This window comes from Trichocoleus sp. FACHB-40, from assembly GCF_014695915.1.
Taxonomy (GTDB): Bacteria; Cyanobacteriota; Cyanobacteriia; order Cyanobacteriales; family FACHB-T130; genus Funiculus; species Funiculus sociatus.
In genome coordinates, this window is sequence record NZ_JACJPF010000043.1 from 28,902 (window position 1) to 42,930 (window position 14,029).

The 14,029-nt window shown below is 45.3% G+C and carries 12 protein-coding genes; 5 read left to right on the forward strand and 7 right to left on the reverse strand.

All coding sequences use genetic code 11. The features are described from left to right. Window positions 1-632: 632 nt before the first annotated feature. The 4 genes from H6F63_RS07625 to H6F63_RS07640 form a co-directional block, all read right to left on the reverse strand. Window positions 633-1,253, reverse strand: a complete 621-nt coding sequence (locus H6F63_RS07625; protein ID WP_190636273.1) for a hypothetical protein — start codon at window positions 1,251-1,253, stop codon at window positions 633-635. An 85-nt stretch (window positions 1,254-1,338) separates the two neighbouring features. Beyond that, complete coding sequence (locus H6F63_RS07630) at window positions 1,339-2,988, reverse strand: CHAT domain-containing protein (RefSeq protein ID WP_190636275.1); 1,650 nt, start codon at window positions 2,986-2,988, stop codon at window positions 1,339-1,341. A 177-nt stretch (window positions 2,989-3,165) separates the two neighbouring features. After that, window positions 3,166-5,610 carry a protein phosphatase 2C domain-containing protein gene (locus H6F63_RS07635; RefSeq protein WP_242019595.1) on the reverse strand — a complete coding sequence of 815 codons (2,445 nt, stop codon included), beginning with the start codon at window positions 5,608-5,610 and terminating at the stop codon, window positions 3,166-3,168. A 154-nt stretch (window positions 5,611-5,764) separates the two neighbouring features. Next, complete coding sequence (locus tag H6F63_RS07640; protein ID WP_190636279.1) at window positions 5,765-6,004, reverse strand: DUF6737 family protein; 240 nt, start codon at window positions 6,002-6,004, stop codon at window positions 5,765-5,767. 188 nt (window positions 6,005-6,192) lie between these two features. Between H6F63_RS07640 and H6F63_RS07645 the strand changes: the two genes are divergently transcribed. Then, a complete protein-coding gene (locus H6F63_RS07645) occupies window positions 6,193-6,549 on the forward strand; it encodes a hypothetical protein (protein WP_199297862.1) in 357 nt (118 codons plus the stop codon). A gap of 125 nt (window positions 6,550-6,674) precedes the next feature. Then, complete coding sequence (locus H6F63_RS07650; protein ID WP_190636281.1) at window positions 6,675-6,947, forward strand: hypothetical protein; 273 nt, start codon at window positions 6,675-6,677, stop codon at window positions 6,945-6,947. Window positions 6,948-7,016: 69 nt separating this feature from the next. Here the strand turns inward: H6F63_RS07650 and H6F63_RS07655 are convergent, their stop codons facing one another. The 3 genes from H6F63_RS07655 to H6F63_RS07665 all read right to left on the reverse strand — a co-directional run bounded on the left by H6F63_RS07655 (window position 7,017) and on the right by H6F63_RS07665 (window position 8,235). Continuing rightward, window positions 7,017-7,361 (reverse strand): NAD(P)H-quinone oxidoreductase subunit M, encoded by a 345-nt coding sequence (locus tag H6F63_RS07655; protein WP_190417581.1) that lies wholly within the window; start codon window positions 7,359-7,361, stop codon window positions 7,017-7,019. A 152-nt stretch (window positions 7,362-7,513) separates the two neighbouring features. Then, window positions 7,514-8,056 (reverse strand): 3-isopropylmalate dehydratase, encoded by a 543-nt coding sequence (locus H6F63_RS07660; RefSeq protein WP_190636283.1) that lies wholly within the window; start codon window positions 8,054-8,056, stop codon window positions 7,514-7,516. Window positions 8,057-8,091: 35 nt separating this feature from the next. After that, window positions 8,092-8,235, reverse strand: coding sequence for a hypothetical protein (locus H6F63_RS07665; protein WP_190636285.1), 144 nt, complete (start codon window positions 8,233-8,235; stop codon window positions 8,092-8,094). A gap of 105 nt (window positions 8,236-8,340) precedes the next feature. Between H6F63_RS07665 and H6F63_RS07670 the strand changes: the two genes are divergently transcribed. The 3 genes from H6F63_RS07670 (at window position 8,341) to H6F63_RS07680 (ending at window position 13,927) form a co-directional block, all read left to right on the forward strand. Next, on the forward strand, window positions 8,341-9,231 hold the full coding sequence (locus H6F63_RS07670) for a hypothetical protein (protein ID WP_190636287.1): 891 nt from the start codon (window positions 8,341-8,343) through the stop codon (window positions 9,229-9,231). A 735-nt stretch (window positions 9,232-9,966) separates the two neighbouring features. Continuing rightward, window positions 9,967-12,156, forward strand: a complete 2,190-nt coding sequence (locus tag H6F63_RS07675) for a GAF domain-containing protein (RefSeq protein ID WP_190636289.1) — start codon at window positions 9,967-9,969, stop codon at window positions 12,154-12,156. Window positions 12,157-12,244: 88 nt separating this feature from the next. Further along, window positions 12,245-13,927, forward strand: a complete 1,683-nt coding sequence (locus H6F63_RS07680; RefSeq protein WP_190636291.1) for an AarF/ABC1/UbiB kinase family protein — start codon at window positions 12,245-12,247, stop codon at window positions 13,925-13,927. Window positions 13,928-14,029 lie beyond the last annotated feature (102 nt).

Genomic DNA, 14,029 nt, shown 5'->3' on the forward strand with positions numbered 1-14,029 from the left:
TTTTTCTTGGGGAGACTAATCTATCAATAAAATTAAGATAGGGGTTAAGTTGGAGTTATCAAAACGATTGAATTATATCTCTGACTCTTTAGGGATCAAGGCGATCGCGCAAACTTTCCTCCCTTACTAGACAACGGCAAGGTTACGTGGTAATCGTAAGCCATTCTTAAAAAGGGCGAAGGCATGGCTCCCCGACTACAACCTGAAATATAACAATTCCAGGGTTGGGTGCTATATATCTGTAGGGATATGGCATCGCTATGTCTTTACCAAGCGGGAACCTCAGAACGGCAATATATTCCACCCAACTGATAAACGCTATATCATGCCTTCTCCTTATCAAAGCTATCAAAATTCAAAATAGTATTTCTCCTTTCCTTGAGGCGACAGGAAAAAAGTTACTCAAACTCTAAATACAAATTTCCCTAAAAAATATATAACCGGTGGTATTGATATACTCACCGGTCTTATGGAACGCGACGCACACCACACAGTAGCTAGAGGTGTAAAGTCCACATCACCCATCCTAAGCAAATTGCTCTATATGGTTTTTGTTGATTTCAAAACAAAAGGCAAGTTCCTGACGATCGCTCTTGCGGCTTAAAGCCAATCTAATATGTCAATTAGTCAACTTACTGTTCGCTTTGTGCAGTTAGCTTGTTGAATTCGTTTATAGCATCGTGAGCGATCGCTAAACTCAAACGCGCCTGCTCAGTCTGAGATAACTCACTCCAATCTACTAGGCGGACGTTTCTTACCTCAGCTTCTCGCATAGAGAATGCTAATGGACGCGCCCATACCTGCAAAACATCTTCACCCCACTCAGGTAAAAGATCCTGAACGCACTGCACCATCTTATCTGTAAGTGACAATTGACTTGACACCACATCTTGGGCTTTTGAAAATATCGTATCCAGCCACTCTTGGGGAACACTACTTGCAAACCGTTCGGCAATTTTAGCTCTAACCGAGACTGCGGCTGATTCGGTAGCAACTGCTACAGATGTATCTCTAACCCAACATTCGTCGAATTTAGCATACAGCGATCGCGATCTAGCTGTAATTTCCTCATCCAACCACCCATCAAGCTCAAACCCTTGTTCCAACTCTGCCCAATACGCTTCCGTGTTTGGATCAGTAGGATTCCAAGGATAAGTAGACTCATCTGGCTGTAGGAGAGCTTCTAGTAGCTCCGTTTCCACTTGCGAGCGAGAATTTTCAAGACATTCAAATTCCATTGATTTTACCGCCATTTTGATGCTCCTGTGTGTATTGTTTTACCAACGTCGGCAGGGATAGCTACAGTGGCACCTTAACCCGTTCCGTAAACATTAATCATTACTCAATATTGTCTTGAATAATAAATTCCCAGGTTTGTCCCTGGACACTTCCAAACTTTAACTGGGTTCCAGATTGTAATGGTACTTCCTGATGGAATACTTTTTGCCAACCATTGGGGCCTAAAATGAACGTGCCATATGAAGAATTATCACTTAAGAAATAAGTAGGCTTACCCCCTTCAAAAGAATCGCGGCAGAAGATTTCAGCGTGTTTGCGAGAAACCTCTTGTTTTTCAATTACCAAGTCATTCTCTCGGTGGCGTCCTACACGCATATGTCCGCCTTCAATTTGCTCAACTTTAGACAGCCCTCCGATTAAACGCAGATAAGCTGATTGAGTGGTTGATTCAGGCGTTTGTAGAGAATCTACCGGGAATTGCGTGGGGTTCTCCTCAATAGGTCTAATCAGCTCACCATCAAACTGCGGGTGCATATAGAGAACTGGCAAAGTCCAAGCTGGTTGGTTGAATTTGTAAAGCGTTAACAGCTTTTGTCTTGCCACCGCCACCGCCTCATCAATTGAGTTTTGTGCTGCCAAAGCTTGGGCAAAAGCCTGAATAAAGGAGAGAGCTTCCTCGTCGGCAATTGGCTCCCGCATTCCTAACACTGCTGGGACACCGTGATGGATCAGCACCTCTGCCAAACTGCTGCGAGGTAGACTGTGCTGGTTGTACCGCTCTGGTTGAGCGCCCCAACAAGCATTAAACACTGCCAGCTTGACATGACAGCGAACCAAAACCTGCGCTAATTCTGTGCCATTGATTCGGGCATCTGGTCGCAAAAATAGTAAGCCGCCATCTGGCGCTCGTTCGCCATGACCTGCATAAAACAAGATATTATATTTTTCATTTTCCAGGCGGGAAATCAGTTCTGCTTTTGTGGGTTGCAGAAGTGTATCCACTTGGCACAGCACTGTGCGGCTGGAATTTTCACCTTCTTGAGAGTCATTTTTGCAACATTCCAGAATTTTAGCTAGAGCTTTTGCCTCTTGTTCAAGCTGCAAAGGGGAAGCTGTTTTATGTCCGCCATTATTCTGGTTTGGGTCAGGATCTCCCAGTATCAGCAGAATATTTAAAGACTGTTCTAAGCGCTGGGGTGGTAGGGGGTCAACATTGCTGGTGGTGCGACTAAAAAGAATTTGTTGCGATCGCGATATCGCTGGTTTCCCTGTCTCCGGTTGCATAATTTCCCAAGGCACAGCGATTAAATCCGGATCGCGAATTTCTAGCCGCAGCCGCAGCTGTTTTTTCTGCCCTCTGGCAAATCCTTCGCTTTGATCGAGACTTCTTTTAATCGCTCCATCAAACAGCCACCTCCAGAGGCTAATCCCTAAATCTTGCATCAACATTGCCGTATACGGAAGCACCTGACCGTTCGCAGAGGGGCTTGTGTTTACGGACTTAGGGGCTAGAGGTGGCAAGGAAGCTTGATGTATCTGGGGAACATCAGGCAGTTCCCGTGTGGAGAACATTTCTTGCCATGCTCGCCAGGACTGCGTTAAAGTCTCGGGCCAAACACACTCGTTGAGGACTTGCCCATTCGGAAAGGGAGCCTTCAGAACCCATATGGCAAAACGTTCTGCCCCAGTAGTGGTTCTGGAGAGAGGATCGATCGCTAAACTAAGGCAGGGATTCTCAGATTGGTGCATTCAAAGCCATCAACCTTAAAATTGGCAATTTATGGGGCTTTTTATTCAGTCTACCTGAACAGCAAGGAAATACTTATAGGATATATCTCTCCAGCTGTTATCGCTCAGCTTGAGAGCAAAGATTTTTATCTAGTGCAGTTCGATAGAAGTTGCTGACTATGATAATCTGCCAATGTTCTAAGGAGAAGGTGATGCTGTGGTCGCTGGCGTTGGTGAGGCAGTTTTAATGGCACATTCACCTAAATTACTAGACGTAGCTGTGAAATTTTGCACCAGTACAGGTGTAAATTCCGACTCTCTTATCCAGCCGAGATCGCCTTGTTTCACTGGACGATAGGTGATAACAGGTGACTTAGAACCAGTTGTCTGTGAGGGTTGCCAAACGACTCCTGGCGGTTGTTTTTTTTGTTCCGGGGCGGCTGGTGGTTTTTGGGTACCAGCATTTACGTTGGGAGGAACTGGAGGTTCAGGGGTAGCAGGCGTTGAGCAAACCTGTACCTGTAGCCAGGTGTCTAGGTTTCCATTTCTTTGAATTGAGCTGACTTGCAAAACACTACCGGGCAAGATTATACCGTTTACTGATTCGTTTTGAGGTTGCTGAGTACCCCGCCTGAGTAAAACGGGAACTTCGTTATCTTGAGAGTTCCTGGTTGTGAAACTGTTGATTTGCACTATAGTTCCCGCTTCTATATCAGCAGCCGGGGTGGGGGTGGTGACTGGTGGTTCTGGTGACTGTGGTATGGTAGTCGGCGTTGTGGCGGTGGGGGTGGGAGTGGAATCCAGACCAATTAGGGGATTCACCCAAGCTTGGACTTCTGGAAGAAACCAGTAAGCGATCGCTCCCCCTAAACCTGCCAAAATAAGTAGCATCAGTAGGGGCAACCAGGGGCTCCCAGAGGAAGATCGCTGCGGAATAATCTTCGTTTTAATTCTGGAAGAAGCAGCTTGGGGAGAAGCCAAATTTCGCGTTCCCCCAGCTTCAGGTTCTGGAATGGCTGCCATCTGTAGCGCGGTGGCATTTTGTCCAGCCTGTGCCTGTCTTACCTGGCAGTAAACTAGGCCAATAGTAGTATTGTCGTGTCCATTTTGGGTATTGGCAATCTCCATTAGTCGCGATCCAGCTGTTGCTAAATCAATCTGACCTTCCAGAACTGGCAGAATCTCTGTTTCCCAATATTGTTCTACTCGGTCGTTGTCACTCAGACCATCCGAGCAGAGTAAAAATATAGAGTCTTCATCCAGAACAAAGCGCTGTACAGTGGGATGCAACATTAATGATGAACCCATACCCAAGGCTTGCACCAGAGAACCAGCGCCTGCTTGTTCCACAGCAGCTCGATAAAGAGAATATCCCAGGCGCACCTCTCGCGAAGCAATGTCATCATCCAGCGTTACCTGACGGCAACCAGTGCGAGTAATCCAGTAAGCTCGACTATCTCCCACATGGGAAATATACATTTCATGAGCGTGGGCTAGTGCCATCACTAACGTGGTTCCCATGCGTTGTCGGTCTTGGCGCTGTTCTAAGTCGTTGCGCTGGCTGATGACATCATTGGCAGCACAGGCAAAGCTTTCTAATTCCAGATTGATAGTTGTCGGGTTTATATTGTTCGGGTTTTCCAGCAGATGCTCTACCCGCTCCCGGATGGTTTCAATCGCTAGATTCGAGGCTACTTCGCCGCCTTCGTGGCCGCCGATGCCGTCGCAAACAATCGCTAAGGGATGCTCTTGTGTCTCCTGACTACCTGGAGAAGGTGGGTAGCAGGAATCTTCGTTTTGCTTGCGGATAGGGCCGGTGTCGGTACGGGTAACAATTTGATAGCTGTATGAAAGCGATCGCCCAATTTTAGCGAGTCCCGACTCCAAATGTACCACCAGTTGATCTGATGACGGTATTGTTCCTTGTACCAGCTCCTGACAAACTTGTGCTAAAAAACTGGCAACTGTTGGATGTGCGGAACCCACCCATTGCGACCAAAGTTGACCTAATTTTTGCAGGGTGGCTGGTTGATTTTGGTCGTCGCGTAATTCCAACAATCTGAAGATTGAACCTTCTATTCGCAGCAGTTTTGGTGTCAGCAAAGTAGAAGCTACGCGGTTGCTTTGCAAAGGCGACCACAAAGAAGCCATCTGCCAGAGAAAGGAAAGTTGGCTCATGGGAGACGCATTTTTCCAGACGCTGGCCAGTTCTGGCATCAGCTGCCCTTCAACGTTGCCAGTGGTGTAGATGGGTGAGTTTTCTAGCAGCCAAATTTCGCTGTTACGTCTTCCTTCGCCCGATGTTATTTGCCCATATACTTGGGGAACGTGCAGTTGATAGGAAGAAAGCTTGAGATACGGTATGAGGCTATTTGGTATCTCCGGCGGCATCTGTGGCAATAGCCCTGGTCTAGTATCTAGAACAATGCGGTAAGCGAAGCTATCCCGAAGGGAATCGCTCTTGTGCAAGTATCTCTCAGCAATCAGGCTTCCAGTTTTATACGCTTCTATCCCTTCACCCATCGCCCACAGATAGCGTTTTGCAAGCGGCGTGCGGCATTGCTGGCAAAAGTTATGGCTCTCAAGGTTTGGAGCCTGACAGTTAGGATTTGAGCAGTGTAGCGTTGCCGCCGGATTTTTCATCAAGGTTATGCGCTCCTATCAGCCAGTTGCGATTTAGCTTGCCTTCAAGATTGGCTACCCACAAAAAGCAGCTTTTTCTCAAATTGCCAAATCTGAGCGTTACTCTGGATTGTAGCGTCTGGCACCCTATAGATTAGTGATTTTTCAATTAAAATCATTCTTCCCTAATAGAATTTTGCGTTTGTTGGTAATAAAGCTTCATCAATCGGGGCCAGAATAACAAAAAGTATGACATCCAGATGAGGATAGGAATTGACACGCCAACCGTTACCCAAATACTTTTCCCCAGCACCCAAGATGCACCGATTATGGCGATACCAGTCAGCAGGATCGACCAAGGCTGACACCACCAAGGTTTATATTTCCAAGGGCTTTCCGACGATTCTTCATACACTATAGTTACGAGATAATCAAGCTATTTATCAGTTTATCGATTCATGGGTAGACCAGGTGCGAGGAAATTTGCACGGTAGCGTTAGATTTGAATTAGGCTGTGTTCCCGGCACTAGCATTTAGGGAAATGCTTGCGGAGCCATCTTGCTTGATCCGTATATCCTCAATTGCAGCTTTCCGTTGATTTTTGTGCTGCTTAACTCTTGTCATACTATCTTCTTTGCGATCGCTATGCCGAAGCCTGAAACCAACACCTCTGGTGAACCGAACTTCACAGACCTTAACTCTCCTGCTAGTGCAGAGATTAAGCAATTAATTTCTAATTTACAGCAGTCTCACCATCTGCGTTCCAAGATGATGAATCTCGAAGCTTGGGCGCTTGCTGAAACGATGGATCATTTTCTTCCTGGGTTCTGGAGCCGCTTTTTGGACAATCGTCGCACGGCTATGAAGCAGTTTTTGGAGCGGAAGCGAACTGAGCGATCGTCACAGGCTGCTACAACTAATCCGCCTGCGGACGGTATCGATATTCCCCAAAACCCATAGGATGCCCTTCCTAAATGAAGGAATTAATCAATACTTGACTTACGCCCGCAGAAAGATGCGATCGCATCTTCATTCTTCTAATCTAAAACAAGAAAACCATAAATTTTAAAATTTTCAGGAGTTTTATGGAAACCCCATCCAAAGATACAAAAAATAGAACTACCAATCCAGGCGATACTATCTCCGAAGAACCTCAAAGCATTGAAGAAAAAAGAGAGCAAATCGCTGTAGATGCACCGGATATCACTGGCGATCATATCGTTGTTCCTACTTACTTTGAAGTAGAAGAACCGGATGGCGAACACAAGGCTCTACACCACGTTAAAGATGCCGAAGAAATATCTGACGTGATTCGCCAGGCTCGCGTGGACGAAAATGGCGAACGAGTTTGGTGGTAAGTTACTTCAAGTAATTAGTTGTTAGAAGTTGTTTTAAATACAATTTTATCTAACAACTAATTATTCTTATTACTCAGCAGTTTGAGCGCTTACTTGGGGTAGCCCCATACTGTAATTGAGAACCCGGCTGTTCAAGTTATAACTAATTTGACCTTGTTGCAGCATGAATCTCATGAAATGCTCTAAATCAGAACCGATGCGGCGCAAATTATATTCTGTCAAGTCTGCACCATTGTAGGATTCAACCAATTCATCAAACTTGCGATAAATTCTTTGCAGAGCGTCGTCATTCCAATTAAATTCATTATCTGGGTCGATATCCAGAGTTAATACTTTATCACTTTCGACCAGTTCGTTGTTCTTAACCTCAGCAGTGTAGATACGGATGTGGCGGGTGGTACACTTCAGCAGCATAGTTGTAAATTCTTCTTAGAAGAAGGACACTTTAAGTATTGTAAATTATTGTAAAAACAATAGCTGTCAACTTTAAAAATTTTGAGTGTGGTATTTTGAGTTTTGAATTAAAAAAATCAACTCAAAACTCATAGCTCATAATTTTTTGACCGCTACCGGGAAATCATCCCTGTCTGACGAGCATAGGCAAAAATTCCGCCAGCATCAATCACCGGGCCTACTTCGCCCAAAGGTTTCAGCGAGTAGGTTTTGCCTAGCGTATGGTTAATCAGCTGATTTTGTTCAAAATCAATTGAAACTTCTTGTCCCGTCTCAAATTCATCGCACAGCCGTTCTACAGATTCCCAAGGGTAGAGTTCTCCGGTTGCTGCACAGTTACGGAAAAAGATCCGAGCGTAACTTAGAGCTACTACTGCTTTTACTCCGCTAGCACCAAGAGCTATCGGTGCATGTTCCCGTGAAGAACCACAACCAAAGTTTTCTCCAGCGATAATGATGGGATACTGTGTTTTTATTTCGCCCGCCTTCACAAACTCGCCGTAACGATCTGGCAACCCAACGAGAGCGTAACTACCCAGTTTTTCGTACTCGTCAGGCTTTGAGGGAACCAGAGTCAGGTATTCAGCTGGGATAATTTGATCGGTATCGATGTTGTCATCCAGAACAAAAATTGCGCCGCGAATCAATGCGCCCATGAGCAGTATCCCGGTTTTCCCATCTTGGAGTTTAGCTATTTCACTTTATCATCCAAGAGCGACATCCGCCCTCTTAAAGAGAGCGCAGGCTGCCAAGAACGCGATCGCGCACCACCTACGGCAAAAATTCGGTTTCCCAGACGAGTACGGTTTTGTCTGACTAGCAGTAAAGTGGGCATGGGCAATCAAACAAAATTTATCTTCGGATCTTAAACAAAAACACTGATACTCTAATAAATAAAAAAAACTCAGGTTGAACTACCGCATCATTTGCTCAAATAAAAATGGTTGATCCGATGGATGACATCGCCAAACAGGCTCGCCAGGGCAGCGTCGCGGCGATTATTCAAATACTCAATGAAAAGCTGGCAGATTCTGGTGTCAGAACCAGAGCGATGTTTGTCGATGGTGTCTTGCAACTTTTGTGTGAGGCGGCTACTCCCCAGCAACTCGAACAATCTACCCTGGTGCAGCGAATTCGGCAAATTCTGGAGTCAATTGCTCCGCACAATATTCGGCGCGTCAATATCAACAGTCGGATTGTCCGAGAGCAACAATTACTCTGGTTAGAAGAAATTAGCCGAGATCCGGACGCTCAACTGCTCTGGTCAGAAGAAATTATCCTTGCCAAGCCAAACATTATCCGCCGTCTAGGGGAGGATTTAAAAAATCGCAAACCTGCCAAAAATAAGGCACCCCTTCCGCAGCCTTCTTCCCGTTCAGGGCGAGAAAAACGCCAATTCTGGCGCGGCATTGTTGGGGGTGCAAGTTTATCGTTATTTTTAGTGCTAGTTGGCTGGGCTATTTATGATTGGCTAGGGCCTTTTACGATCGCTAGGGTACCAACTGCATCGCCAAACTCTCCGGCACAGCCGACTACACCGCCAGCAACATCCCCCACTCCATTATCAGGGGCTACCACTACCCCTGTATCTGCCTCGTCTGATCCTTTTGCTGAAGCTGTACGACTAGCTGAACAAACTGCTGGGGCTGGGAAAGATGCTCAAACTTCGGCTCAGTGGTTGGATTTAGCAGCTAGGTGGCAACGAGCATCCGATCTGATGGCTGCTGTACCCCAGACCGATTCCCGCTATTCAACAGCTCAGAATCGTGTCACAGCTTATCGCCAAAAGAGTGAGATTGCACAACGGGAAGCGCAGAAAAGGCGTTCTTAGTTGGGTAATGGGGATTGGGGATTGGGAATTGGGGATTGGGGATTGGGAATGAGAATTCGGAAAAAGTCTTACCTAGTCCCTATTCCCTAGTCCCCAGCCCCCAGTCCCGGTTAATTTCAGCCTTTAGGTAGAGGATAAATGCGATCGCGATCGCATTTATCCTCTTAACGTGTCACTGCAATAACCATAGCTATGACTTAAAGTATTTCTAGCTTTCTACCAGGTCAACGCAAGCAGCGATGTCTGGTCAGCAAGCCTAAAAATCTCCCGTGCTTGGAGGCGGAGAAAATTCTAGAATAATCAGCTCTTTGTGTAGAACGGTTGATAAAAACAGTAATTTTCACCCCTTACACTTTGCATTTTGAATCACATCTATTTTGGGGGGCTAGCGATTGGGCAGTTAGATGTAGGCAATTAAAGTATTTTAAATCACCTTTTACTAAGTAAAATCACGAAAAAATCGAATATGCCACTTGAAGACGGGGGATATAGGTTCATAACTTTTAGAATTTCGCTAATCAAGCTGGTAGAAAACTGTAAATTCTGGGAATCCTAATCTAGAGAGGGGAGAGCTTAGGATCTGGTTTACCCAGTCATAGTTGTAAGAAATTTGCTGCGGAAAGCTCTGTGGTAAACCGCTGCTTCTATTGCCACTGTGTCCAAAGCCTGTCCTCTACACAGTAACAGTGTCTCTTAGACACTCACTTAACGATCCCCTATTTAAGCTCGGCGAAGATGAATGATGCACAAGCGGATATGGATGTGGCCACTGGCATAGCGAAGCATCTGCACGTTAGCGTTAGCGGATGCGAAGCGGTTCCGGAGAATCTAGCGGCTCCGGAAGGGCGATCGCTACTAGCACCTCGGAGGGTAGATTCTTTTACCTCAAAGCTGTCTAGCCCTTCCAGTCCAGTTTTCACGCAGGAACATAAGGGCGCAGTCATGAACTATAAGGGCGATCCGATTCAAATCGGGCAACAGATTACTCAAATCCTCCTCAATAGCCCCGATCCGGAAACGGTGTTGCTAAAGATAGCGGATGTTTTGGGCAAGAGTTTTCAGGCAGACACGTGCTTAATTTCATCTGTTGCTAGCCATCAGGCAACACCGCAAACGGTCGTGTGGTCTGCCGATGACCACACAGGTTTAGCGGGAAATTTGAGTGAGGTTCGCTCTAAGCTGTGGATGCTGTTGAACCCATTGCTAGAAGATAACTTAAGCAATAGCGAACCGCTAGCCATTTCTGATATTCATGTAATTGAAACTAGGTTTGCTGTAGAAGATCCGGTACGAGCAGTTCTGGTAATTCAAACCAAGTTTCAATCACGAGCCAATGGGTCGATTGTCATAGGGCGATCGCAAGCCTTGGAGTGGACAGACGTTGAAAAAGGATTGCTCAAAGCCGTAGCAGATTCAGTAGCGATCGCTATTTCTCAAGTGCAACTCCAGCGCCAGTTACGGGCCGCCACTCAATACCAAACTCTAATTAGCCAGCTAACGATGGCAATCCGTAGTGCCATTGAAGTAAATCAGATTCTTCAGATGGCGATCGCTGGTACCGCCCAAGCTCTTGGGGTCGAACGTGGCTTTATTCTGCTGTTGAAATACGTCGATCCCTTATTCAAAACTCGTTCTTTAACAAAAGCTCTTCCCAAAGCGAAGGTTACGGTTGCTTGTGAATACAACACAGGGGAACAAGCCGCTATTTCGGAGTCGGGGAGCGCTCTAGGGGAGAGTGCTGACAATATCAGCAGCGAACAATCTTCGATAAACCCGCTCTCTTCAACTCTCCCAAGTTCCTTTTTGCTGTCAGACTGTTACCTGTGCCAACAAGCCTTCCAAAAGGCACCTGAGCCAGTTATTATTACCGATAAACAAGATATTCCCACCTCTAATGGTTTTGACCTTTTTGACCTGGAAACCATGCCAGCTTTGCTGATGGTTCCCCTAGAAAGTCAAGGTACTGTGCTGGGATTTCTGGTGCTACAGCATCATCAGCCTCGTTCCTGGCAGTCAGAAGAGTTAGAGCTAGTAAAATGGGTGAGCGCCCAGGCGAGTACGGCAATTATTCAACATCAATCAATACGGGTGAGGCAGGATCTCGTCGAGGAACGCACCGCTCAACTACAAAGGAGTTTAGAAGTCCAAGCGAAGTTGTATGACAAAATGCGCCAACAGGTTGAGCAGCTGCGCCAACTCAATCAAATTAAGGATGAGTTCATCAACGCTATCAATCACGAGTTGAAAACACCGCTCACTACTATGAGTGTAGCGATTCGGATGTTGCGTCAAGCGGAACTGCCGCCCGAACGCCGTGCTAAGTACCTGGAAATCTTAGATCAACAGTGTACTCAGGAAATTAATCTGATCACTGACTTACTGACGCTGCAAAAAGTAGAGTCTAAGAAATCTCCGATTGAGCTGCAAAAGATAGACCTCAAGCAAGTAATTCAGAATTTGGCTGAGCCGTTTGCCAAAAAATGGGCGGATAAGGGATTAACCTTGGAGATAGAGTCCCCTACGCGATCGCTGATGCTGCAAACCGATTCCGACAGCCTGAACCGCATTCTAGAAGAACTATTGACCAATGCTGGAAAATTCTCCGAGCCTGACTCTATAGTTAGTTTGCGGGTTACTCACCAGGTCAGTCAGAAAGTTAATCAAATTGCGCTTTGCTTAACCAACACTGGCGCTTGCATCTCACCGACAGAAGTGGAGCATATCTTTGAAAAATTCCGTCGCGGCCAAGTTGCGATCCAAAATGCCGTTCAAGGCACTGGGTTGGGCTTGGCTCTGGTAAAGTCTTTAGTACAGCACATAAATGGCGCGATCGCACTCACTAGCTGTCCTATTGAGGATACCCAATCTTGTGAAACCTGCTTTACTCTCACCCTACCTCTAGTTTTTGACCTTACCAAAATCTAAAGTCTAGAAGCCACAAAATTAAGAATTAAAAATGCCTAATTACAAATTTTTAATTCTTTTCTGACTTCTCGCTTTAATCACCAATATTATGCTTAAAAAGGCGGAGCCTAAACCACTACGTTGGCAACGAAATAAATATTCTCCACTAGCACGACAACTAGACATTTTTGGCTCAGCAGCAGCGTTGATGTTTTATTTGTGGTGGGATAGTGTATTTAAAAACGATTCCACTTTACATAGGAAACGCCGCGCTCAGTGGTTAGTTAATACTCTGCTAGATTTAGGGCCGACATTTATTAAGATTGGACAGGCATTGTCCACTCGTGCTGATTTGCTACCCCTAGAATATGTGGAGGCGTTGGGAAAGCTACAGGATCGGGTTCCTGAGTTTAGCGACATACAAGCGATCGCTTTAATTGAATCCGAACTCGGCAACTCTATTCATGCTTTGTATCGGGATTTCGATCGTCTCCCCATTGCTGCTGCGAGTCTAGGACAAGTACACAAAGCACGACTGCACACCGGGGAAGATGTAGTAGTTAAAGTACAGCGTCCGGGATTAGAAAAGCTATTCAAATTAGATTTTCAAGCTTTGGGTAAACTTGTCCGGTTTTGTCGGCGCTATTTGGCTTGGACAAGAAAGTATGAATTAGAAGCAATTTATAGTGAGTTTTTTAACCTTCTTTATCAAGAAATTGACTATATCCAAGAAGGGAAAAACTCAGAACGCTTCGCTACCAACTTTAGCGGTTATCCTCGGATTCTTGTCCCAAAAGTTTATTGGCGTTACACCACAACCAAAATTTTGACGGCGGACTATTTACCGGGAATAAAAGTAAACGATCGCAAAACAATTGAAGCTTGTGGTTTAGATCCTAAGAAAATTAACCAGCTTGGTATTTGTTGTTACTTAAAACAATTATTACTAGATGGCTTTTTTCAGGCAGATCCCCATCCGGGAAATATGGCTGTCAGTCAAGATGGTAGCCTAATTTTTTATGATTTTGGCATGATGGCAGAGTTGAAGTCACTTGCTAAAGATCAGATGATTAGGACGTTTTTTGCAGTATTAAAAAAGGACACAGACGAGGTACTTGATACCTTAATTGACATGGGGTTAATTGTGCCAGTGGCAGATATGACCCCAGTACGAAGATTATTAACATTTATTTTAGATAAATTTACGGAAAAGCCTATAGATATAAAAGCTTTTAGTCAAATGAGTACAGAAGCTTATGCCATGTTTGAGCAGCAACCCTTTCGTTTGCCTGCTCAGATGACATTTATATTAAAATCGTTGACTACTCTGGATGGCATCGCTAGGTCGTTAGATCCTGAATATAACCCAGTAGCAGCTGCTCAACCTTTCATTAAAAGTATCACTATCTCTCAAGGAAAAGGAACGCTAATCGGGGAATTAGCCAGGCAAGCTAGGGATTTCGTTAAATATAAGTTGCGACAACCTAACCCAACCCAAATTGTAATCCGGCGTTTAGAAGAACGAATTGAACGGGGTGAGTTGCAATTGCGGGTGCGAACAGTTGAGAGCGATCGCGTCCTCAAACGTATTAATCTAGCTATTAAAAGCCTAATTTATGCCTGTTGTACTGGCTTCAGCTTAATAGCTGGCGTGATGCTGCTGTCACTGCCTGGGTATAGTGGCTTGGGTGTAGCTATTATGACTTTATCTGGAATCTGGTTCTTGGTGCTGTTGCGATCGCTACTTCTTCTCGGCGTTAAAGAAAAAATTGACAAACTCACTGAAAAATAGCTTAGGGTGGACGCCTACCCTATATCTATCTAGTTTGTCTGGCATATTCCCTATTCGCCTTTATATAAATTACGTCCCTGTAAGGCTTTAAATTCTTACAGG

What these genes read in the sequence shown, in the direction of transcription:
- H6F63_RS07625 (WP_190636273.1), bottom strand. Translation starts at nt 1,253, where the DNA reads ATGGCGGTAAAATCAATGGAATTTGAATGTCTTGAAAATTCTCGCTCG.
- H6F63_RS07630 (WP_190636275.1), bottom strand. Translation starts at nt 2,988, where the DNA reads ATGCACCAATCTGAGAATCCCTGCCTTAGTTTAGCGATCGATCCTCTC.
- H6F63_RS07635 (WP_242019595.1), bottom strand. Translation starts at nt 5,610, where the DNA reads ATGAAAAATCCGGCGGCAACGCTACACTGCTCAAATCCTAACTGTCAG.
- H6F63_RS07650 (WP_190636281.1), top strand. Translation starts at nt 6,675, where the DNA reads ATGGAAACCCCATCCAAAGATACAAAAAATAGAACTACCAATCCAGGC.
- H6F63_RS07655 (WP_190417581.1), bottom strand. Translation starts at nt 7,361, where the DNA reads ATGCTGCTGAAGTGTACCACCCGCCACATCCGTATCTACACTGCTGAG.
- H6F63_RS07660 (WP_190636283.1), bottom strand. Translation starts at nt 8,056, where the DNA reads ATGGGCGCATTGATTCGCGGCGCAATTTTTGTTCTGGATGACAACATC.
- H6F63_RS07665 (WP_190636285.1), bottom strand. Translation starts at nt 8,235, where the DNA reads ATGCCCACTTTACTGCTAGTCAGACAAAACCGTACTCGTCTGGGAAAC.
- H6F63_RS07670 (WP_190636287.1), top strand. Translation starts at nt 8,341, where the DNA reads ATGGTTGATCCGATGGATGACATCGCCAAACAGGCTCGCCAGGGCAGC.
- H6F63_RS07675 (WP_190636289.1), top strand. Translation starts at nt 9,967, where the DNA reads ATGAATGATGCACAAGCGGATATGGATGTGGCCACTGGCATAGCGAAG.
- H6F63_RS07680 (WP_190636291.1), top strand. Translation starts at nt 12,245, where the DNA reads ATGCTTAAAAAGGCGGAGCCTAAACCACTACGTTGGCAACGAAATAAA.